The following is a 20319-nucleotide window of genomic DNA, read 5'->3' on the forward strand; positions in this document are numbered from 1 at the left end:
ACCTCTGCAGACGCTATCTTGAGCCGCACTTCCTTTCCCAGCACCGACCTTCTGTACACGCCTCAACCCTGCTGGTTCGGCGACGCACAGGCGCCAATGACAGGCTGGTATCATCCGGCACGGCGGCGCGATGCGGGCGGTGTGCGGCATTGCGGTGTACTGCTGTGTCCGCCATACGGACATGAATACATGGTCAGCTACCTGTCATACAGGCATCTGGCCACCGAACTGGCAAGCGCCGGTTTTGATGTGCTGTTTTTTGACTACAACAACACCGGCGACGCTGCCGACCACCCGGCGGCGCAGACCGGTCAGGTCGCACTCTGGCAGACCAATATCCGCGATGCGGCGCAGTATCTGCGTTCGCTGATCCAAAGCGAAACACTGGTGCTGTTCGGTACCAGACTGGGTGCGCTGCTGGCTGCCAGTGTTGCCCGCGAGACTGGCGCGGCTGCGCTGATGCTACTGGCGCCGGTCGTGTCAGGCCGCAGCTACAGCCGGGAATTGCAGATTCTGAGCCAGACCGGCGGCCCGGCATCGCCGGCCAGTCATCATGCAGGTACAGAACAGGCGCAGGTGGCCGGCTATCCGTGGAATGAGGCGCTGCGCCAGCAGATCAGCGGCCTGGATATGCTGAACATGCCTGCGCCGGAAATACCGGTGCTGATTCTGGAACGGGATGACGTGACAGGACAAGAGCAAAAAATCCTGCAGGCATGGCAGGATACCGTCCCGCTGCCGCATCTGAGCACCACACCCGGTTATGCCGCGATGATGACTGCCGATGCGCATGAAACCACCGTGCCAGCCGCATTGTGGCAGGATATCCTGACCTGGCTACAACCGCAGTTCTGTCTGCGCGACACCGGCGTTGCCAGCCTGCCGGCGTTTCAGACCGAAACCGTGTTGCCGCTGCCGCGCGCTGCCATTACTGAAAAGCTGGTGAAATTCGATGATCTGACCGGCGTCCTGAGCAGCCCGGCCAGCCCCGATACTGCACGCCCCGCAGTCATCATCGCCAATACCGGCGCCAATCACCGGGTTGGTAATCACCGGCTGTCGGTGCAGCTGGCGCGTGAACTGGCGCAGGCAGGTTTTACCGTGTTGCGTTTCGACAAGGCGGGCATAGGCTATAGCAAGGCAACACCGGATGACCTGACCAATCAGGTCTATGCCGCCTGCGGATTGGATGACCTGCGGGCTGCCCAGGCTTTTTTGCTGCATACGGAACAGATCGGCACCACGATCCTGTGCGGACTTTGTTCGGGGGCGTATTTCGCCTCACTGGCTGCCGCCGACGACCCTCAGGTGCGCGGCGTGGTGCTGATGAATCAGCTGGTCTATCGCTGGCGCGAGGGCGATACGCTGGAATCCCGGAAAAACGACTCCATCAAGTCCACCCATTTTTATGTCAAGGCGATCCGCAGCCTGCACACCTGGAAACGTCTGTTGCGCGGTCAGATCGCATTCCGCCAGATCGTGCGCAAACTGTCGCAACGGACGGCCAGACGGCTTCAGCTGCTGACTCAGCATATCATCACGCGATGGATCGACAGCCCGCATTTCCTGGGACGGATCGCACGGCAATTCCGCCAGATGGAAGCACGGGGCACGGAAATTCTGATGATCATGGATGCAGCCGACAGCAGCGTGGATCAGATGACCGAAAATTTTGGCCGCCACGGCGCCCTGCTGGGCGGAAGCCGGCGCATCCGGCTCGAAATTACCCGGAACGCTGACCACACTTTCACGCCATTATGGTCGCAGCGTTATGTCACGCAACTCATTGCGTCACATCTGTCTGAGCGTTTTGGTGGTGGCGCTGCAAACGCGGCAAAATAAAGCGCCAGACCACGACCGTTTCAAATAACTCGACCGCAATCAGTGCCATGATGGCGCCCGCCGCTGCCCAGTAAGGAATGGCTGCGTAAGTAATCGCTATCACCAGTACCAGCGTCACGCTGCCCAGAAAAAACATGGCGCGAAAAGCACCGCCGCTCATCAGCCAGGAGGTGCCGATAATCCGCACCGCATTGGTGGCGAAGTAAATTCCCCACAGCAGGATCAGCGGGTCCAGGCCGCTGTATTTACTGCCGATGACGCGCGCTTCCAGCCAGGGCAGCGTCAGCAGCAGCAGGCCGACATACGCCAGCACCACCAGTTCGATTCCGGCAATCGATGCCAGCGTCAGCTTGCGCAGTCCGCTCCAGTTATGTTCAGCCATCAGACGGCTGGCCTCAGGCCGCGCGACCCGCGACCAGGCAGCCACAGCCAGCGGAATCGGCATCAGCAGCAGGCGCGAGGCATTCAGATCGGCAATCGCCGCCAACCCCAGCCAGGCGCCGGACAGATAGACATAGCTGTAATTGGACAGCCAGCCCACCACCACGCCCAGCACCGCCCACTGACCATGTCCGCGAATGGTTTCATGATGTGCCTCCAGCACTTCGGCATCGCCTGCCTCCATCTGGGTATCGGTCGCCGTTCTTGCCAGCAGGCGCGCGCGCCCCGCCAGCGTACACAGGACGGAAGCCGCAGACAGCAACAGAAACAGATATTCAAGCGCGATCTGCTGCCACAAGTAAAGAGCGACCAGCCCCGCCACCACAGTCGCCACGTAAATGGCATCCTGGCGTAACACGCTGACGAGATCAGACTGGATAAAACCGACGGTGCGGCCATATTCGCGCAGGCCATTGCCGATCACATACGCGCCGAATGCGCCGGCCAGCAGCCAGCTGCGTTCCTGCAAATGAGTCGCTGCCGGCACCCATTTCACCACCAGCAATACCAGTGTGCCGGACATCAGCGTCCAGAATATCTGCCGCTCCCAGTAACGGCGCAGCAGGATTTTCCGCGTGTTGTCATGCACCGCGCTGGCCACCGTGGTCAGCGGCCCGGAAATCCATGAATCCACGACCAGCCCCGCCAGCAGGCCGCCCGCGTACAATTGGCCATACAGACCATAGACATCTTTGTCCACCATGCGAATCAGCAAAGCGCCGATCGCAAAATTGAGGGCGCTTAACATCGCCTGGTCAATCACCGACAGCAGGGATGACGACAGAAATTTTTTAGAAAAACTCATGGGCTTGCGTTAACATTCATCTCAACCGAACATTACCATCCTGACTGCAGAATGCACAAAGACTTTCATCACCTGCATTCCTGATCTTTTGATGACATTTTCAACTATGACCCTTTCAAATCAGCAAGACCGCGCCCTGGTACTTTTCAGCGGCGGACAAGATTCCACCACCTGCCTGGCCTGGGCGCTGTCGCGCTACGCGCGGGTCGAGACTATAGGCTTTGATTATGGGCAGCGCCATGCCATCGAGCTGACGGTGCGGCCTGCGCTGCTAGAAAAAATGCGCCGTTTTTCACCGGAATGGCAGGCGCGGCTGGGCGAAGACCACATGATCGACCTGTCACTGATTTCGCAGCTGTCCCATACCGCCATGACGGAAAACATCGCGATTGAAATGCAGGAAAACGGCTTGCCGAATACCTTTGTGCCGGGCCGCAACCTGATGTTCATGATGGTGGCGGCGACGCTGGCTTACCGGCGCGGCCTGAATGTGCTGGTCGGCGGCATGTGCGAAACCGATTTTTCAGGTTATCCGGATTGCCGTGACGACACCATGAAAGCATTACAGGTAGCGCTGAATCTGGGCATGGCAACCCGGCTGAAGCTGGAAACACCGCTGATGTGGATAGACAAGGCCCAGACCTGGGAACTGGCAGCGCAACTGGGCGGCAACATGCTGATCGACCTGATCCGTGCCGGCACGCATACCTGTTACCTGGGTGAACGCGGCCAGCTGCACGACTGGGGCTATGGCTGCGGCAGTTGCCCGGCCTGTGAACTGCGGGCGCGCGGCTATCTGCAATACCGCCAGCAGCACGGATGATTTTTCCGGATTTTTAAATCTGTTGCGCCCTGTAAGCCCTGTGTTAGGCTGATGGCTTAGGATTCATGTAAACGATTTTGATCACGGATTAACCATGTTGCTTGCCCTGATGACCGATCTGCACGCCAACCGGGAGGCTGTTTCAGCCTGTCTGGCACATGCGCAGCAGCAAAATGTGTCCCGCTATGTGTTTTTGGGAGACCTGATCGGTTATGGCGCCGATCCGGGCTGGGTGTTGCAGACCGTGATGGCGCATGTTGACCAGGGTAGCTGGGCTGTCATGGGCAACCACGACATCGCCGTCTTGCAGGACGACCGGCAAAACATGAATCCGGTCGCCCGCCAGGTCGTCGACTGGACGCGCGAGCAGCTGAATGCCGGTCAGCTCGATTTCATCCGCAAGCTGCCTTACCGCATCGAATGGCAGGATCTGCTGTTCGTTCATGCCAATGCCTGGGCGCCGGATAAATGGGAATACATCGATGGCGTCATGGAGGCCATGCGCAGCATGCACGCCACCAAGGCAGCCATCACCTTTTGCGGTCATGTGCATCTGCCGACGCTGTACCACATGACGCTGACCGGCAAAACCGGCGAATTCCTGCCGACGCCAGAAAACAGCATTCCGCTCAGTAAGCAACGACGCTGGCTGGTCATCCCCGGCTCCACCGGCCAGCCGCGCGACGGTAATCCGGCGGCCTGCTATGCCACGTTCGACACCGAGACACAGGACCTGACTTACTTCCGCGTCCCCTACGACCATGAAACCGCGGCAAAAAAAATTCTGGATGCCGGTCTGCCGGCCGCGCTGGCATCGCGCTTACTGACAGGGAATTAGCATGAGTCCGCACAGCCTGCAAACCGGAATGGAATTCGACGGCTACCGGCTGGAAGAAAAACTGCATACCGGCGGCATGGCGGCATTATGGCTGGTCACCGATCTGCGCCTGCGGCATGTCGGCAAACCGGGTCTGGAAAACGGCGTCCCGCCGCTGATCATGAAAGTGCCGTTGCTGTACTCAACGGACGATCCGACCGCGATCGTGGCATTTGAAGTCGAACAGATGATCATGCCCAAGCTGAAGGGACCGCATGTGCCGCGCTACTTCGGCTCCGGCGATTTCGATGCGCAACCGTATATCGTGATGGAACAGATTGCCGGAGAATCGCTGCGCAGCCGCTTTGAACAGGCGCCGCTGCCGGTCAGCGAGGTCGTCAGCGTCGGCATCAAGGTGGCCAATGCGCTGCAGGACCTGCACCGCCAGCATGTGATTCATCTCGATATCAAACCCAGCAACATCATGTTCCGCGACGGACTGGCTGTGCTGATTGATTTCGGTCTGTCGCGCCACGACCGCCTGCCGGATTTGCTGGATGAGGAATTCCGCCTGCCGATGGGCACCGGCCCCTATATTTCGCCGGAACAGGTACTCGGGATACGCAATGAGCCGCGCAGCGATCTGTTTTCACTCGGTGTGTTGCTGTACCACCTCGCGACCGGCGAACGGCCTTTCGGTCACCCGACATCGGTCTCCGGCCTGAAAAAACGTCTGTACCGCGACCCGGTGCCGCCCCGCAGTCATCGCCCCGACCTGCCGGGCTGGCTGCAGGAAATTATCCTGCGCTGCCTGGAAGTGGAGCCGGCAGCGCGCTTCGATACGGCGGCCCAGCTGGCGTTTCTGCTGCAGCATCCGGATCAGCTGACCTTGACCGCAAGGGCTGAAAAAAGCCAGCAGGACGGCTATCTGTCCGTCATCAAAAGAAGACTGAAGGCGTCCGGGATTGAACCTGTGGCGCAACAAAGCGTCTCGGAACAGCTGGCGAAAGCGCCGATCATCGTGGCGGCGCTGGATCTGACGCGCGGTTCGGAATCGCTGGCGGAAAATCTGCGCAACATTGCCCGCCGCATGTTGCAGACCGAGCCGGGCGCGCGGCTGGCCTGCCTGACCATCCGCAAGGTCAGCCGCATCGGCATGGATGAAAGCCTGATCCAGCAGGGCGAAAATATTCATGTGAAACAGCTGGTGGACCTGAAGCACTGGGCGCGGCCGCTGAACATGCGTTCCGATAAAATTACCTTCCATGTGCTGGAGGCTTCCGATCCGGCGACAGCCATCATCGAATACGCGCATAACAACGACGTCGATCACATCATTATCGGTTCGCGCGGCACTTCGGCGCTGCGCCGCTATCTCGGCAGCGTGTCGGCACAAGTGGTGGCAGAGGCCAGCTGCACGGTTACGGTGGTCAAGAGCAGCGACAAATAGCTGCCCCTGCGCCGGAAACGCTTACTTGGTTCTGACCATCAGGCTGCTGTTGGCATCTTCACGATAGGCGAAAGACACCCGGCCTTTGCGGATTTCCCCGGTAAACACCATGTTCTGCGCAATCGCTTCATGGTCATTTTTGGAAAATGGCTTTTTGTAGCGGGAAATCACGGTGGAAGTAGCTTCGTATTTCATGTCCTCCAGCGCATCCCGGATCTTGTCCGGCTCGGTGGAATTCGCCTGCATGATGGCCAGGCTTAAGATGCGCAGCGCATCGTAAGTCTGCGCTGCCGACACGGCAGACGGAATATGTTTGACATTATTGAGACGCAGATAAGACAGCGAAAAACTGCTGCTCCGGCTGGAATCATTTTCGATGAACGTCACCGGCATACGCGCACCATCGACGTTGGTGCTCGCCATGTCGGCAAAGCTGCGCTGCGACAGCGTCCATGACCCCGCCAGCGGCAGGCTGACTTTGGCCTTGCTCATGCTGTTGGCCACCATCGCCGCTTCCGTGGACAGGCAATACAGCATGATCATCTGCGCGCCGGACTGTTTGGCATGCATGACCTGGGTCGTCATGTCCTGATCGCCGACCTTGAAACTGCCGATGCTGACTGGTGTCATTTTACGTTTCTGCATTTCCGCCACCAGACTGTCTTTGCCGAACTGACCGTAAGGGCTGTCATCATGCAGGATGGCGATCTGGGTCAGCTTGCGCTTGTCAATCGCATCATTCAGCATCGCCACCGGCTGCAGGTTATCGCTGGCCGCGAGCCGGAAAATATAGCTGTTCGGCACTGCAGGCGGCATGAATTGTCTGGTGATCGCAGCGCCGGTTGCCACGCTGATAATCAACGGGATATGAGCTTCCTGAAAAACTTTGGCGGCAGGCAGCGCCACGCCGGTATTGGCAAAGCCGACAACCGCCACGACTTTTTCCTTTTCGATGAGTTCTTTCGCCATCGCCACACCGACTTCCGGCCTGGCCTGATCATCACGCTCCACCAGTTCGATTTTCCGGCCCAGCACGCCGCCGATCTGGTTCAGGTCGCTCTGGAACACCCGCGCACCGCCGCGCAGACTCTCTCCCATATCGGTGGACGATTTCCCGGTGAAAGGCCCGATCACACCGATACGGATCGTCGCCTCTTCCGCCCGCGCCGCATTCAGCGGACTCCACAGCATAGCGGATAAGGTTGCCACTCCCGCCACTGACATCAAAACTCGCTTGCGCATGGGTATCTCCCTCTCAATTTGAATGAATTCTGTTTTCTGTCCGGTCAGTGGCGATATGTTTTTTTTCGATGCCATACCAGCGTCAAATGCCAGAGTAAGCTAACCGCGCCCTATAGTGTTGTCAATTGGAAATGATAATTAAAAAATATTTCATCATTTTGATTTCAGGCAAAAAACATCCTGACTGGCAAGAAAATCGTGCAATGCACCGCACACGCGCATCAACAGGCACAAAAAACGGGCATTCCATGCAACGCCCTGTCATGCGATTGCCAGTGGCAGGAAAGGGTGGCAAAGTGTTGTAATCACACACTACTGCGAGTAAGCCGTGTCCATGATTCCGGAAATTCAGCTGCAACGGGCAGTCCGGCTGCTGCTGCAAGCCGATGCGCTGGTGATCGCTGCCGGGGCTGGCATGGGCGTTGATTCAGGCTTGCCGGATTTCCGTGGCGACCAGGGTTTCTGGACCCATTATCCGGCGCTCGGACGACAACAGATACCGTTTTATGCGATTGCCTCGCCACAAGCGTTCCGGCAAGCGCCGGAGCTGGCCTGGGGATTTTACGGCCATCGTCTGCAACTGTACCGGAACACCAGGCCGCATGCGGGTTTCGGGATACTCAGGGAATGGGCGGCGCAGATGCCCGGCGCATGTTCGGTGTTCACCAGCAATGTCGATGGCCAGTTTCAGAAAGCAGGCTTTGAAGAACAGCAGATGCACGAATGCCACGGTTCGGTTCATTACCTGCAATGCCTGTTGCCGTGCCGCGATGCCATCTGGCCAGCCAGTGACATCACGCCGGAAGTGGATGTCGCGGCCTGCCGTCTGCTCAGCCCGCTGCCGCGCTGCCCGCACTGCGGCGGCATCGCACGGCCCAATATTCTGATGTTTAACGACAGCCAGTGGCTGGAGCAGCGTTGTCAGCAACAGCAGGCACGCCAGCAGCGCTGGCTGGCCGCAGCAAGACGACCGCTGGTGATTGAAATCGGTGCCGGTACGGCGATTCCCTCGGTCCGGCATTTCAGCCTGCAGACCGTGCAGCGGCACCATGGGCATCTGTTGCGCATCAATCTGCGCGAACCGTCCGTAGAACGGGAATCCGATACCGGCATTGCAGCACCGGCGGCGGCCGCATTACAGGTGATTCACGAGGCATGGCAAGCCAGCCGGTAGCGGTCTGCCATACCGGAAGACACGGCGCCATCAGGCGATCTGGCGTCCCTGTTTCCAGACGCCGAGCACCACCGGAACCTCGTCGATGCAGCGGACCCGCAAAAAATCTGCCCGCAGGCCGGTGGCGATTTCGCCGCGATCATGCAGTCCGATCTGACGCGCCGGAGTGCGGCTGACGGCAGCAATCGCCTGCGGCAGCGTGTAGCCGTCCTGTTGCAACAGAAATGCGCCGTGCAGCAGGCTCGAAGGCACATAATCGGACGACAGCATGTCCAGCAGACCATGTCTGGCAAGTTCGCTGGCCGACACATTGCCGGAATGCGAACCGCCGCGCACCCGGTTCGGCGCCCCCATCACGATCGCCAGTCCGTGTTCGCGCGCAGAACGGGCCGCCTGCAGCGTGGTCGGAAATTCGGAAATGCAGACGCCGTCCCGCACCCCTTCGAGCACATGGTCGGATGTCGTGTCGTCATGCGCGGCCAGCGGCACCGGATACGGCTGCTGGCGGCACAGGCGCACCACAGCGCTGCGGTTGTGCGCAGCATGTTGCTGCTGGCGTTCATACAGCACACCGAGCATCTGCTCGACCTTCTGCTCGCTCCAGCCGCGCTTGCCGGTCACATAGGTGCGGTAATGTTCCAGATCGGCCCATTGCCGCTGCCCCGGTGTATGGTCCATCAGCGACACCAGCCGCAGCCGGTCGTCCTGTAAAAACGGGGTGAACAGGCTGAGCAGATCGGCCTCGGCCAGCTCCAGCCGCAAATGCAGATAGTGGTCGGCGCGCAGCAATCCGGCCTGCCGTGCTGAACGCAGTCCCTGCACGCAGGCATGCAGCGTCTGGGTGCGCACGCTCTCCGGATCGATATCGCCGACCCCGATCGCGTCGAGCACCGTGGTAATCCCTGCCGCCACAATCTGCGCATCATGCGCCAGAATCGCCGGCAGCACCGGCCATTGCACTTTCGGGCGCGGCATCAGATGCTTTTCCAGATTATCGGTATGCAGCTCCACCATGCCCGGCAACAGATAATCCCCCTGCCAGTCATCGGCGTTGCTGCCATTTGCCGCGGGCGAAAGCCCCGCAAACAGGCCGTCACGCACGCTGAGCGTGCCATGCAATACCTGATCTGCAGTGACGATGCGGGCATTACAGATTGAAAATCCGGGACTAGCCGGTGAATGGATGGATAACATCGTGGTCGCAATACGGGAAAAAACAGTCGGTTTGCATCAGTCTGGCTGATACAGGCAACAGCTTACCATCAGATAGCGGGCAGACCACTTATTTGCAAAATAAACAATCTTAAATCTGCTTCCGGCTTGCACTGCATCAATCTCCTGAGACGCACTGTGAAACAAAGCGAACAAAATATTCTTCCGGAATATGCAGATACTCCGTTTTTTGTATTGAGTGCAGGCTGTTAAAGTCTTTGAATGCTGCATAATCCGTCCAATACTATTCCAGGCATCCTGCCGCCCGCTGCCAGTCCGGTGCGGCTGCGGACGCCCCGTGTGACCGTTGCAGCCTCCAGTTCACCGACTCAGTTCATGACACGTTACGCCCTGTATTTTGCGCCTGCTGCAGACAGCCTCTGGTGGCAGGCCGGCTGCCGCTGGCTGGGACGCGATCCATCGTCCGGGCAGGAGGTGGAGCAAGTGCAGATCGCGGATATCGCGCCGCGCGTCCTGCATACGCTGACGGCGGATGCGCGCCGTTACGGTTTTCATGCCACGCTGAAAGCGCCGTTCCGGCTGGCGGATGGCTGTGATGCCGATCAGCTGGATGCGGCGCTCAAAGATTTCTGCCGCCGGCAACAGGTGATTGAGATTCCTGCGCCGCGCGTGGAATGGCTGGGTTCCTTTCTGGCATTGCGCCCGGGCGGCGACAGCAGCGCGATTGACCGGCTGGCGATGCAGTGCGTGAGCGAATTTGACCACCTGCGCGCACCGTTGCGCCCAGAAGAACTGGCGCGCCGCCAGCAACAGCAACTCAGTGCACGTCAACTGCGCCTGTTGCAGCACTGGGGCTATCCCTACACGGCGGAGGAGTTCCGCTTTCACATGACGCTGACCGATGGTCTGCATAACTCCGATTCCGCCGCCGCCATTGCCGCCGCCGCACAGGCTTATTTTGCGATTGACGCGCCCTTGCTGATCCAGGATCTGGCGCTGTTTGTGGAAACAACGCCCGGTGCGCCCTTTGAACTGATCCGGCGCTACCCGTTCCTGCCGGACTGATCGCCGCTGGCGGTTCGCTACTTGTCGTGGCAGTCAGCGGCGCCTAAAATCGGCGCTCCTGCTGCGGGAAAATCCGCGCCACCTGTGAACGCTGAACCATGATTCCTGAACATGCTCCCGCTGCGGCAACCGCACCGGTACATACCATCCTGATCCCCGGGTTCATGTGCGACCACACCCTATGGCAAGCCATACAGCCGGAATTACAACAATGGGGGCCGCTGCAATTCGCCAGCATCACGCAGGACAGCGATATCGGTGCGATGGCGGAACGCATCCTGCCGCAATTGCCGGCGCGTTGCGACCTGATCGGATTTTCACTGGGCGGCTATGTGGCACGCCGCATCGCGGTGCTGGCACCGGAACGGGTGCGGCGGCTGGTGCTGCTGAACACGTCGGCACGCGCCAGCACAGCCGCTGAACTGGCCGCCAACCAGCAGCAAATCCGGATGCTGCAAACGTTTCCCTTCCGGGGCCAGACCCGCAACGCAATGATGCGGGCACTGCATCCGCAACGGCCAGACGCCGCTCTGCTGGACCATCTGCAGCAGATGTCGCTGTCGCTGGGGGCGAAGGTATTCATACGCCAGCTCAGCATCGTGCGCGCCGACGGGCACGACGAGCTGCGCCGCATCACCTGCCCGGTGCTGGTGATTGCCAGCCGCGACGATCAAATGCGCAGCCTGCAAGAGGCAGACAACATGCTGGCAGCCCTACCCAACGGCAGGCTGCGCATCATCGGCGATTGTGGTCATATGTCGCCGCTGGAACGGCCTGTGCAGCTGTTGCAACTGCTGCAGGTGTTTTTACAGGCTGAATCCGCTTAAATATACTGGCAGGGAGTATATTTAAACAGCCTTGCTTCACGATGACAATCAGCCATTTTTTACTGATACTCCCCGGATTTTTTATTTTCCCCCGAAAAAAACCGGGCAACACACCCGGTTTTTCCTGTGGCGCCGGTCAAGCCATTATCAGGAGTAGGCGGCCTTGGCATAGACATGGCATAGCGACCATTGAAACCATCAGGCAAAAAGATGTGGCAAGGAAAGGTACCTGGCAAAATGCGCAAAGCAAGCAGCAGGTGTTGCCGGAAAAACGCAGCGCCGGATGCGCATTATTCAATCGTTGGCTGTCGGCACAGCAGGCGTCATCAGCCGGAAATTTATTGCAGGAAAATCCTGACTGCCGCCAGTGTGACCACCGGGCCTTCTTCTTGCGGCACGTGACCGAGTTCATCGAACATAATCAGCTTGCTGCCGCTGATCTCCTGCTGGAATCGCAGTGCGTTTTCCGGCGGAATCAGGCGGTCTTTGCCGCCCCATAAAATCAGGGTCGGGATATGAATCTGCCGGATCTGCGACGCATCCGCACCGGTATTGAGCTGGCTGAGACGCTGGCGCAACGCCCGGCGATTACCGGCACGCAGCAGCATCGCTTCGTAACGGTCGACCAGCGCAGGACTGACTTTTTCGGGGTGACCGAACACGTCGCGCACACTGCGCTCAATCGTGGAGCGCGGCAGGCAATAATCCATCAGCCAGGCCAGCGCCGGCATACGGGCAATGCGGAATCCCAGCGGCACCGACACCGGCGTGAACGGATAGCCTGCGGCATCGACCAGAATCAGCTTTTCCACCCGTTGCGGTGCAGCGGCAGCCACCTGCCATGCAATCTCGCCGCCGAGCGAATTGCCGCCCAGAATCACCCGTTTCAGGTGCAGCGCATCCATCAGGTTCAGAATGAAACGGGTATAGGCTGCATCGCTGTAATCGCCATCGGCATTCGGCCCGGTCAGACCAAAGCCCGGCAAATCCATCGTAATGACGCGGTGCTCGTTTTTGAGTCCGGCCACCCAGGGCTCCCAGGTATGCAGGCTGGATGATGTGCCGTGGATCAGCAGCATCGGCACCGGGTCCTGCTGCCAGCCCTCGTCCCGCACATGCACGGACTGTCCCTGCAGCTGGATGAATTGTGAAGGCGGCGGCGCCCATTTCGGCTTCAGCTCTTCCACGCTTTTGTCCGGCGCCCATACCACCGCCAGCGTCAGGAACAGCCCCCCCATCAGCAACATCAGCAAACACAGCAGGATCAGGGAAAGTCTTGGACGCAAACGCATGGTTCAGAAACACAGGTGAATCTTGGAAAAGCCGGAATTATAGGGCGGAGACAGCGCCTGCGGACAATTTTCTGCCGGAACAGCGCTGTCCTGCCGGAGATTTACTGTGGTGCAGCCCCCAGTGACTGGAGTTTTCCGGAGCCGCCTATGGCTTTGCTGATTTTCGGCTCACCATAATACTGTACCTCGCCCGAGCCGCCGATAGTCACGTCCAGCCGGTTTTTAGCCCAGGTCTGCACATAGCCCGAACCACCGATCCGCAGACTGACGTCACTGGCTTCCAGCCGACCCATCTGCAAGGCGCCGGAGCCGCCGATTTTTCCGTGGATCACCGGCACCGCGCCGGATGCTTCAAAATGACCGCTGCCGCCGATATCAATGTCCAGCGCTTCGGCGCGCAGTTCCGGTAACTTGACATTGCCGGAGCCGCTGATCGCCACATGCAGCCCCGGCGTCTGCAAATGATCGGCATGCACTTTACCCCAGCCCGAAATCCGCAGCTCTGCCAGATTTTTCAGATACACCGTGATGCGCAGCTGTTTGCTGTAAGGAATACTGTTTTTCAACGCCGGACGGATCTGCAAGGTTCCGTGATCGACTGCCACTTCGATCAGGCTCAGCAAATTATCATCGGCCTCGATCTCGGCATGTTCGCTGTCTCCCTGCCGCAGTTCGATCTGTGCCGGCAGACTGATATCAACTTCATTGAATGCATCCAGATTTTTACTCTGCTTTTGCAGCCTGCCCGATCCGGCCACCGTTTTCACCCTGCCAAAAAAATCAAACCAGCCAGCTTGCGCCGGAGCGCTGGACATCATCAGTAACACACAACTGAGACAGACAGGACGGATCAGGGTATGGAACATGGCGTGCTCTGCAAAGATGAAAGAGATACTGAGTGTAACAAGGCGTCACCGCTTGTGGGCAACAAATACCGATTAAATTTCCGCTTCCGGTATCAGACACCCGCTGCTGGCCAGTGTGATTGATGATACAGGTCAGAATTATTTTTTGCTTTTACTATTAATTGCACTAATGCAATTGAGCTTTTAACTATTTTTATCTCTCCCTCTGCCCGGCTCCGGCCTTTCCACCACCAGCAACACTGGCAGCACCAGGCAGCTCCTGCCGTCATCCTTGTTTTTTCCACCCAAATGCAACTGCTGCGTTTTTATACTTGTTACAGGTGCGGTTACGCTTCTACACAACGTTACACATTGACTAGGCAGCCTGTCATCGCAAGTCAAAAGCATCGCGTTATCAGACACAGAGACGACATGATGTCTCGAAAAAAACATCACTGATATCAACATACCCGCTAAAACAAAGGACCAGATCATGAAAGCTAAATTTATTCTCGCTGCCATCGCTACCGTTTTCTCTGTGGGTGCGTTTGCCCAGACATCCGCCAGCAACGCTGCCGTGACACAGGTTAAACAGGACAACAAGGAAATCCGTCAGGAAAACCGTGAAATCCGCCGCGACAAACGCGACATCTCTCAGGACAAAAAGGAAATCGGACAAGACCGTAAAGCACGCAATGCCGACCAGCGTGCAGAAGATGCCGATATCAAAAAAGGCGACATGACCGACGCGCAGAAAATGGAAAAACGCCGCGAACATGAGCAGCACGAAATCAACAAGGAAAAACGCGATCTGAACAAAGACCGCAAAGATTTACATCATGACCGTCACGAACGCAATGCCGACGTCAAAGAACGTAATCATGATGCAGCGAAGATCAAATAATCCGGCAGCTTGCTTTATTCCTGCTGAGCAGAGAGTAGCAACAGCTAACAAAAAATGGCCTGTGTAAGCAGGCCATTTTTTTATTGGGCTTCAATGTTATCCCGCTGCGAATCCCCGGCTTATTTCCGGTTGCCTGCAGCAGGTGGCAATCTCTTGTCCTGCGGATCGGCTCCCTCTTTTTTCTGTCCTGGTAAGGCTTTCACGGTAACAACTTTACCGGCTCCTTTGCACGGGCTGTCCGACCAGACGGTACGGCCATCCACTTCGCATTTGAATACCGGGGTCTGTGCTGCAGCCAGTAATGGCAACAGTAGCGGCAGCGCTGCTAGTGTGTGTGGCAATTTCATGAGTAACTTTTTGACAATTTAAAGTGCCATTATGGCACGATTAAATAGATTTTCATGAAATTTTGCTCATTTTTATCTGAACGAAAATTCTAAACTCTTAGTGATAAAACATCGCGGGAAGAAAATCACACACGGCTTCAGCGGCACATATGCGCGACGAAATACCATGCAGTCGCTAACATGCTTTAGTCTTCATGGGTGGAAAAATCCGGCCAGCCGGGCCGGATTGTTTTACATCAGTTGCAGCCGTTTTGCCTCTGCCATCAGCTCCGCCCTGAAATCCGGATGCGCAATGGCAATCAGTTCCTGAACGCGCTGTTTGGCAGATTTTCCGCGCAGCTGCGCTACGCCGTATTCGGTCACGACGTAATTGATATCGTTTTTCCCGGTCGTCACGTGAGTGCCTGGCGTCAGGGTTGGCACGATGCGGCTGATGCTGTCATTCTTGGCTGTGGAGGGTAGCACGATAAATGCCTTGCCATCACGGGAACGGTTGGCGGCCCGCACAAAATCCACCTGCCCGCCGGTGCCGGAATACGGCAGATGTCCCAGGCTTTCCGAGCCGCACTGACCGAGCAGATCAATCTGCAGCGTGGCATTGATCGCGACCAGCTTGTCATTTTTGGCTGCCAGACAGGGATCATTGGTAAAATCAACCGGATGCATTTCCAGCGCAGGATTTCTGTGCATGAACTGGTACAGTTTTCTGGAACCGAGCGCGAATGTCGCAATCATTTTGCCCGGCAAATAATTCTTCTTGCGATTAGTGACGGCGCCGCTTTCCACCAGGGTCAGGATGCCATCGCCGATCATTTCTGTATGCACGCCCAGGTCGTGCTTATTGGTCAGTTGCATGACGACGGCATCGGGAATCCCGCCATATCCGATCTGTAAGGTGGAACCATCGTCGATCATGTCCGCCACGTATTTGCCAATCGCTTCCTGTACCGGACCGATGACCGGCAAGCCCACTTCCGCGACTGCCTCATTATTTTCAATCAGGGCGCTGACCTGAGAAATATGCACGTGGCACTGACCGTTGGCAAACGGCACATTCGGATTGACTTCGAGGATCACGGCACGCGCCCTGGCAATCGCTGCCATGGTGTAATCTGCGGCCAGACTGAGTGCAAAATAACCGTGCTCATCCATCGGCGAGGCCAGCGCAAACACCACATCGGAGGGAATCAGGCCGCGTTCAATGAGCATCGGCATTTCGGAAAAATAACTCGGGATAAAATCGGTCTGTCCGCACTGGCCACCGGCACGGGAAGCAGCGCCAAAAAAGAAAGCCACATGCCGCACATGGGCTGCGGTATCCGGATCGAAATAGCCGTATTTCCGGACTGCCAGAATCTGCGCGACCTTGACATCCTGAAACTGGCGGCGCTGTTCCGATAAGGCGGTCAGTAAAGCCGGCGGCTCGCCGACACCGGTGGGCACAATGATGAAATCACCATTCCGGATTTCTTGCAAAGCTTCCTCCGCAGTGCGGAGTTTCTGGCAGTACAGTTCCTGAGCAGACATCATGATTATTGTTCTTCCATACGAGTGAATACAGGCAAATCAACATTTCACTCAGATGGTAAGGCCGGAGCAGTAAAAGCGCAGTCATGCAAATGACATTTGCAACGCGTGTCCGTATCTTGTCTGATGCAGATCAAACAGCATCCCGGTGCGGGAAATGGCGATGCCGGCCGATCAGTTTTGCGCAGCAGGAAAACGGACTTCGACCAGCAATCCCTGACCGCCTGCCGGTGTCTTGAGGGCAATCGCGGCACCCAGCACTTCGCAGATTTCCCTGACAATCGCCAGCCCCAGACCAGAGCTGTTGGGTTTGGCCGGATTCAGACGATAAAAGCGCTCAAAAACTTTTTCCCGTTCCGCTTCGGGAATTCCCGGCCCGGTATCTTCCACCTGCAACACGGAGTCTCCATTGTCTGACAGCAGATTCACGGTCACGCTTCCCGCCGCCTGCAGGTGCTCGATGGCGTTGTCGATCAGATTGAACACCAGTTCCCGCAGCAGCGTGGCGGAGCCCTGAATCAGGATATGTTCATCCAGCACATCGATACCGAGATCAATATTTTTCTGGTGTGCCAGCGGAGCCAGTTCTTCCATCGCGGTCTGGATAATTTCAGCAAAACCGACCGCCACAAAGCTCTGCTGTGTCTGCCGGTTTTGCTCCACAGCGGCCAGAATCAGCATCTGGTTAATCACTTTGGTGGAGCGGACCACCGTTTTCTGGATCGCCTGCAGCAAATCTTTTTGCTGCGCATCCATTTCCGGCTGGCGCATGCCGAAATTGATTTGCGAAGTGATGATGGCAAAGGAAGTCCTGAGCTGGTGCGCCGTATTGGCGACAAAAGTTTCATACGAAACCAGTGTCTGATTCAGGCGAAACACATAATTATTCAAAGCAGCAATCACCGGACGCAGTTCACTGGGTGCCTGGTTTTCATCGACCTGTTCCAGCAGCCCCGGCTGGCGGCGCGATAAACTTTCTCCGAAGCGGATCAGCGGGGAAAGCGTCCAGCCAAATGCGATAAACAGACCAACGGTGACAATCACGACCAGGATGAATTTTTCGCGGATCGCCAAAAAAAACAGCTGCTCGCGGAACGCATGATGCCCCTGCAATGTCTGCGCCACCTGCGTGACGGCAAACTCACTGGGATTGGCGCTCGGAATCGCATGGGCATAGGCAATCACGCGCACCGGTTCACCGCGCACTGTGGCGAGGAAATAGCGCTCCTGCTCAACGCCCAGTGTCGGTGCCTGATTACCGAGTTCTTCGTCACCCGCGATCAGTTGGCCGCTTTTACTGCGCACCGAATAAAACACATGATCCTGATACTGGTTTGCAAACAGTTCAAATGCAGCGGGTGGAATGCTGATTTCATAGCCATCTTCCTGCGCCACCAGTTGCTCGGCAATGATGCGCGCAGAGCCTTTGAGCAATTGTTCCTGCACCAGCGTGGCGATATGTCCCGTGGCCCGGTAAGTGAAGTACAGGTCGATGGCAGAGATCAGCAAGGTCGGTAAAAACACCCACAGGATCAGTCTGCTTTTCAGGCTTTTATTCAGGGGCAACATAAGTCAGCATGTATCCTAATCCGCGCAACGTGATGATCTGCGCTCCGGAAGTTTCAATTTTTTTCCTGAGCCGCAAAATGTAGATTTCCAGCGCCTTTGGGGTCACCGTATCGTTCAGGGTGAACAGACCATCGGTCAGCTCTTTTTTGGAAACAGTTTTTCCTGCCTTGCGTATCAGTGCTTCGAGCACCGCATGTTCACGCGGCGTCAGGCTCAGCACATGACCGTGGCTGAAAAACTGCTTGGAATTGCTGTCGTACATGATGCCGCCGCATGTCATCACTGGGTTGATCTGGCCGCTGGAACGGCGCAGCAATGAGCGCAGCCTGGCTTCCAGCTCCTGAATATCAAAAGGCTTGGCAAGGTAGTCATCGGCACCCAGATTAAGATGTTCAATCACATCCGACAGGGAATCGAGTGCGCTGATAATCAGCACCGGCACTGCGTTATTTTTGGAACGCAGGTTTTTCAGCACGGCCTGCCCTTGAATGCCCGGCAAGGTCAGATCCAGCAAAATTGCATCATAAGTCTGCGTCCGCAGCAGATGAATCGCATCTTCCCCGCTCTGCGCCTGCTCAATCGCATAGCCTGACTGGGTCAGCAGGCGTGTCAGCCAGGAGGACAGTTCGCGGTTGTCTTCAACTAAAAGTATCTTCATACGCCGAAGGCTAAAGGATTTTCAGGCGCGGCAAAACAGGAAGCGGCGCCGCGTTACATTTCTCCAACACATGCCCGACTGTAGGCTGATTGAAGGTTTCACCTGATTACAGTGCGCTGGTGCACACACAAAAAAGCAAAACAGTGCTGCATACACTTTCTACAATCATGGAGACAAAGCAATGAAAAAGAAATTAGTGGCATTGGCCATTATGGCCGTGTTCGGCTCTGCAGCGCAGGCACAATCGGTTCAGGAATTGCAGCAGGCACTGATTCAGGCACAAAAAGCCGCCGCCGAAGCCCAGAAAGCGGCACAACAGGCGCAGGATGCCCTGATGCAAATTCAGCAGGCGACCGCCGAAGCCAAACAAAAAGTCGCCGAAGCCGAAAAAATCAAAGGTGAAGTATCGCAGAATGCCGGTGAAGGCCTGGTATATAAGCACGGCGACGACAGCATTCGTCTGTATGGCCTGATCGATCTCAGCATGAGCAATAAATCTAATGCCGACAAAGCTGGCAACACACAAAAAGATATGTCGGTCGCATGGTTCAGCGGTAATCGCTGGGGTATCGAGGGTGAGCATGGCCTGAAAGGCACCGACGGTCTGAAAGCGATCTTCCGGCTCGAAAGCGAATATGAACTGCCTACCGGCAGCATGGATACGCCGGGCGTGCTGTTCAACCGCGATGCCTGGCTCGGTGTGGAGAGCGAATCGCTCGGCAAGCTGACTTTTGGCCGCCAGAACACGCTGGCCCGTGAATTTTCCAAAACCTATGGCGATCCGTATGGCTCAGCCGGCGTGACGCTGGAAGAAGGCGGCTACACCAATAACAACGACTTCAAACAGCTTATTTTTTACTCCGGCAGCGCCACCGGCACCCGCTACGATAAAGGCATTGTCTGGAAGAAAAAAATCGGTGATTTCGTGGCCGGTGCCGGCTATCAGGTCGGCGGCAATCCCGGTGACAATTCCACCGGCACCACGAAATCTGTCGGTGTTGCCTATAACGGCGGCATGACCAATGTTTCCGCTTTCTACAACACGGCCAATGTGAATGGCTACACCCACACCTCCTACTCACTCGGCGGCAACGTCACCATGGGCATGGTGCGTCTGAACGCCGGTTACTTCAACTACACTGCCGATCAGCCGCTGGCACTGGGCAACCGCAGCGACAAGGCCTACACCGTCTCTGCCCGTTTTGCACCGGGCGGCGCATTCGATTATGAACTCGGCTGGCAAACCATGAATGCCACGAATGCCGCGGTCAACGGCAGCCATTATGTGCTGAATGCCTTTGCCAACACCGCCAATGCCACCGCCACAGCAACCGGCAAGCGCAAGACCTGGTACGGCTCGGTGTTCTATCATTTCGACAAACGCACCGAACTGTATCTTGCCTTTGACCGCCTGAGCACAGACGGCACGTATCTGGCAGCGCAGGCAAACGGCTTCACATCACAGAACGAGATGGCCGCAGGGATGCGTTTCAAATTCTGAAAAAACTCTGGTCTGAC

18 protein-coding genes are annotated in these 20319 nt (G+C 57.1%); 9 read left to right on the top strand and 9 right to left on the bottom strand.

What is annotated here, in order from left to right; translation table 11 throughout:
• Positions 1–18 precede the first annotated feature (18 nt).
• Complete coding sequence (locus tag H8K27_RS11235; RefSeq protein WP_186863273.1) at positions 19–1842, top strand: alpha/beta fold hydrolase; 1824 nt, start codon at positions 19–21, stop codon at positions 1840–1842.
• Here H8K27_RS11235 and H8K27_RS11240 read toward each other — a convergent pair.
• Positions 1784–3088, bottom strand: a complete 1305-nt coding sequence (locus H8K27_RS11240) for a lipopolysaccharide biosynthesis protein (RefSeq protein WP_186863274.1) — start codon at positions 3086–3088, stop codon at positions 1784–1786. The two genes, H8K27_RS11235 and H8K27_RS11240, sit on opposite strands and share 59 nt — an antisense overlap.
• 106 nt (positions 3089–3194) lie before the next feature.
• Between H8K27_RS11240 and queC the strand changes: the two genes are divergently transcribed.
• From queC to H8K27_RS11255, 3 genes are all read left to right on the top strand, one after another.
• Positions 3195–3911, top strand: coding sequence for a 7-cyano-7-deazaguanine synthase QueC (gene queC, locus H8K27_RS11245; RefSeq protein ID WP_186863275.1), 717 nt, complete (start codon positions 3195–3197; stop codon positions 3909–3911).
• A 94-nt stretch (positions 3912–4005) separates the two neighbouring features.
• A complete protein-coding gene (locus H8K27_RS11250) occupies positions 4006–4749 on the top strand; it encodes a metallophosphoesterase family protein (RefSeq protein WP_186863276.1) in 744 nt (247 codons plus the stop codon).
• A 1-nt stretch (position 4750) separates the two neighbouring features.
• Complete coding sequence (locus tag H8K27_RS11255; protein WP_186863277.1) at positions 4751–6178, top strand: bifunctional serine/threonine-protein kinase/universal stress protein; 1428 nt, start codon at positions 4751–4753, stop codon at positions 6176–6178.
• Between the two features lie 21 nt (positions 6179–6199).
• Here the strand turns inward: H8K27_RS11255 and H8K27_RS11260 are convergent, their stop codons facing one another.
• Positions 6200–7420: an ABC transporter substrate-binding protein gene (locus H8K27_RS11260; RefSeq protein ID WP_186863278.1), complete on the bottom strand. Its 1221-nt coding sequence runs from the start codon at positions 7418–7420 to the stop codon at positions 6200–6202.
• 334 nt (positions 7421–7754) lie between these two features.
• Between H8K27_RS11260 and H8K27_RS11265 the strand changes: the two genes are divergently transcribed.
• Positions 7755–8594, top strand: coding sequence for an SIR2 family NAD-dependent protein deacylase (locus H8K27_RS11265; protein ID WP_186863457.1), 840 nt, complete (start codon positions 7755–7757; stop codon positions 8592–8594).
• A gap of 30 nt (positions 8595–8624) precedes the next feature.
• On the opposite strand, the gene H8K27_RS11270 is transcribed toward H8K27_RS11265, so the two are convergent.
• On the bottom strand, positions 8625–9788 hold the full coding sequence (locus tag H8K27_RS11270; RefSeq protein WP_186863279.1) for an alpha-D-ribose 1-methylphosphonate 5-triphosphate diphosphatase: 1164 nt from the start codon (positions 9786–9788) through the stop codon (positions 8625–8627).
• A gap of 240 nt (positions 9789–10028) precedes the next feature.
• On the opposite strand from H8K27_RS11270, the gene H8K27_RS11275 reads away from it, so the two are divergent.
• Positions 10029–10832, top strand: coding sequence for a DUF1045 domain-containing protein (locus H8K27_RS11275; protein WP_186863280.1), 804 nt, complete (start codon positions 10029–10031; stop codon positions 10830–10832).
• Between the two features lie 98 nt (positions 10833–10930).
• Positions 10931–11659: an alpha/beta fold hydrolase gene (locus H8K27_RS11280; protein WP_186863281.1), complete on the top strand. Its 729-nt coding sequence runs from the start codon at positions 10931–10933 to the stop codon at positions 11657–11659.
• A gap of 338 nt (positions 11660–11997) precedes the next feature.
• On the opposite strand, the gene H8K27_RS11285 is transcribed toward H8K27_RS11280, so the two are convergent.
• Together H8K27_RS11285 and H8K27_RS11290 are read right to left on the bottom strand one after the other, a co-directional pair.
• Positions 11998–12951, bottom strand: coding sequence for an alpha/beta fold hydrolase (locus H8K27_RS11285; RefSeq protein ID WP_186863282.1), 954 nt, complete (start codon positions 12949–12951; stop codon positions 11998–12000).
• A gap of 101 nt (positions 12952–13052) precedes the next feature.
• A complete protein-coding gene (locus H8K27_RS11290; protein ID WP_186863283.1) occupies positions 13053–13817 on the bottom strand; it encodes a head GIN domain-containing protein in 765 nt (254 codons plus the stop codon).
• Between the two features lie 472 nt (positions 13818–14289).
• Here H8K27_RS11290 and H8K27_RS11295 point away from each other — a divergent pair, with 472 nt between their 5' ends.
• Positions 14290–14700 (top strand): hypothetical protein, encoded by a 411-nt coding sequence (locus H8K27_RS11295; protein WP_186863284.1) that lies wholly within the window; start codon positions 14290–14292, stop codon positions 14698–14700.
• 119 nt (positions 14701–14819) lie between these two features.
• Here the strand turns inward: H8K27_RS11295 and H8K27_RS11300 are convergent, their stop codons facing one another.
• From H8K27_RS11300 to H8K27_RS11315, 4 genes are all read right to left on the bottom strand, one after another.
• Positions 14820–15047 carry a hypothetical protein gene (locus tag H8K27_RS11300; protein WP_186863285.1) on the bottom strand — a complete coding sequence of 76 codons (228 nt, stop codon included), beginning with the start codon at positions 15045–15047 and terminating at the stop codon, positions 14820–14822.
• 231 nt (positions 15048–15278) lie between these two features.
• Complete coding sequence (locus H8K27_RS11305) at positions 15279–16574, bottom strand: acetyl-CoA hydrolase/transferase family protein (protein ID WP_186863458.1); 1296 nt, start codon at positions 16572–16574, stop codon at positions 15279–15281.
• 174 nt (positions 16575–16748) lie between these two features.
• Positions 16749–18143 (bottom strand): sensor histidine kinase, encoded by a 1395-nt coding sequence (locus H8K27_RS11310; protein ID WP_186863286.1) that lies wholly within the window; start codon positions 18141–18143, stop codon positions 16749–16751.
• Positions 18127–18801 (bottom strand): response regulator, encoded by a 675-nt coding sequence (locus H8K27_RS11315; protein ID WP_186863287.1) that lies wholly within the window; start codon positions 18799–18801, stop codon positions 18127–18129. Before H8K27_RS11315 ends, H8K27_RS11310 begins: the two co-directional genes overlap by 17 nt.
• A gap of 181 nt (positions 18802–18982) precedes the next feature.
• Here H8K27_RS11315 and H8K27_RS11320 point away from each other — a divergent pair, with 181 nt between their 5' ends.
• On the top strand, positions 18983–20302 hold the full coding sequence (locus H8K27_RS11320) for a porin (RefSeq protein ID WP_186863288.1): 1320 nt from the start codon (positions 18983–18985) through the stop codon (positions 20300–20302).
• The last annotated feature ends 17 nt before the right edge of the window (positions 20303–20319 follow it).

Source organism: Cognatundibacterium griseum, assembly GCF_014284195.1.
Classification (GTDB): Bacteria; Pseudomonadota; Gammaproteobacteria; order Burkholderiales; family Burkholderiaceae_D; genus Undibacterium; species Undibacterium griseum.

Excerpts from the sequence above, each read along its gene's own strand:
- H8K27_RS11300 (WP_186863285.1), bottom strand. The coding sequence starts at position 15,047 with ATGAAATTGCCACACACACTAGCAGCGCTGCCGCTACTGTTGCCATTA.
- H8K27_RS11260 (WP_186863278.1), bottom strand. The coding sequence starts at position 7,420 with ATGCGCAAGCGAGTTTTGATGTCAGTGGCGGGAGTGGCAACCTTATCC.
- H8K27_RS11275 (WP_186863280.1), top strand. The coding sequence starts at position 10,029 with ATGCTGCATAATCCGTCCAATACTATTCCAGGCATCCTGCCGCCCGCT.
- H8K27_RS11250 (WP_186863276.1), top strand. The coding sequence starts at position 4,006 with ATGTTGCTTGCCCTGATGACCGATCTGCACGCCAACCGGGAGGCTGTT.
- H8K27_RS11240 (WP_186863274.1), bottom strand. The coding sequence starts at position 3,088 with ATGAGTTTTTCTAAAAAATTTCTGTCGTCATCCCTGCTGTCGGTGATT.
- H8K27_RS11310 (WP_186863286.1), bottom strand. The coding sequence starts at position 18,143 with ATGTTGCCCCTGAATAAAAGCCTGAAAAGCAGACTGATCCTGTGGGTG.
- H8K27_RS11320 (WP_186863288.1), top strand. The coding sequence starts at position 18,983 with ATGAAAAAGAAATTAGTGGCATTGGCCATTATGGCCGTGTTCGGCTCT.
- H8K27_RS11295 (WP_186863284.1), top strand. The coding sequence starts at position 14,290 with ATGAAAGCTAAATTTATTCTCGCTGCCATCGCTACCGTTTTCTCTGTG.
- H8K27_RS11265 (WP_186863457.1), top strand. The coding sequence starts at position 7,755 with ATGATTCCGGAAATTCAGCTGCAACGGGCAGTCCGGCTGCTGCTGCAA.
- H8K27_RS11315 (WP_186863287.1), bottom strand. The coding sequence starts at position 18,801 with ATGAAGATACTTTTAGTTGAAGACAACCGCGAACTGTCCTCCTGGCTG.
- H8K27_RS11285 (WP_186863282.1), bottom strand. The coding sequence starts at position 12,951 with ATGCGTTTGCGTCCAAGACTTTCCCTGATCCTGCTGTGTTTGCTGATG.
- H8K27_RS11270 (WP_186863279.1), bottom strand. The coding sequence starts at position 9,788 with ATGTTATCCATCCATTCACCGGCTAGTCCCGGATTTTCAATCTGTAAT.
- H8K27_RS11255 (WP_186863277.1), top strand. The coding sequence starts at position 4,751 with ATGAGTCCGCACAGCCTGCAAACCGGAATGGAATTCGACGGCTACCGG.
- H8K27_RS11280 (WP_186863281.1), top strand. The coding sequence starts at position 10,931 with ATGATTCCTGAACATGCTCCCGCTGCGGCAACCGCACCGGTACATACC.
- queC (WP_186863275.1), top strand. The coding sequence starts at position 3,195 with ATGACCCTTTCAAATCAGCAAGACCGCGCCCTGGTACTTTTCAGCGGC.
- H8K27_RS11305 (WP_186863458.1), bottom strand. The coding sequence starts at position 16,574 with ATGTCTGCTCAGGAACTGTACTGCCAGAAACTCCGCACTGCGGAGGAA.
- H8K27_RS11290 (WP_186863283.1), bottom strand. The coding sequence starts at position 13,817 with ATGTTCCATACCCTGATCCGTCCTGTCTGTCTCAGTTGTGTGTTACTG.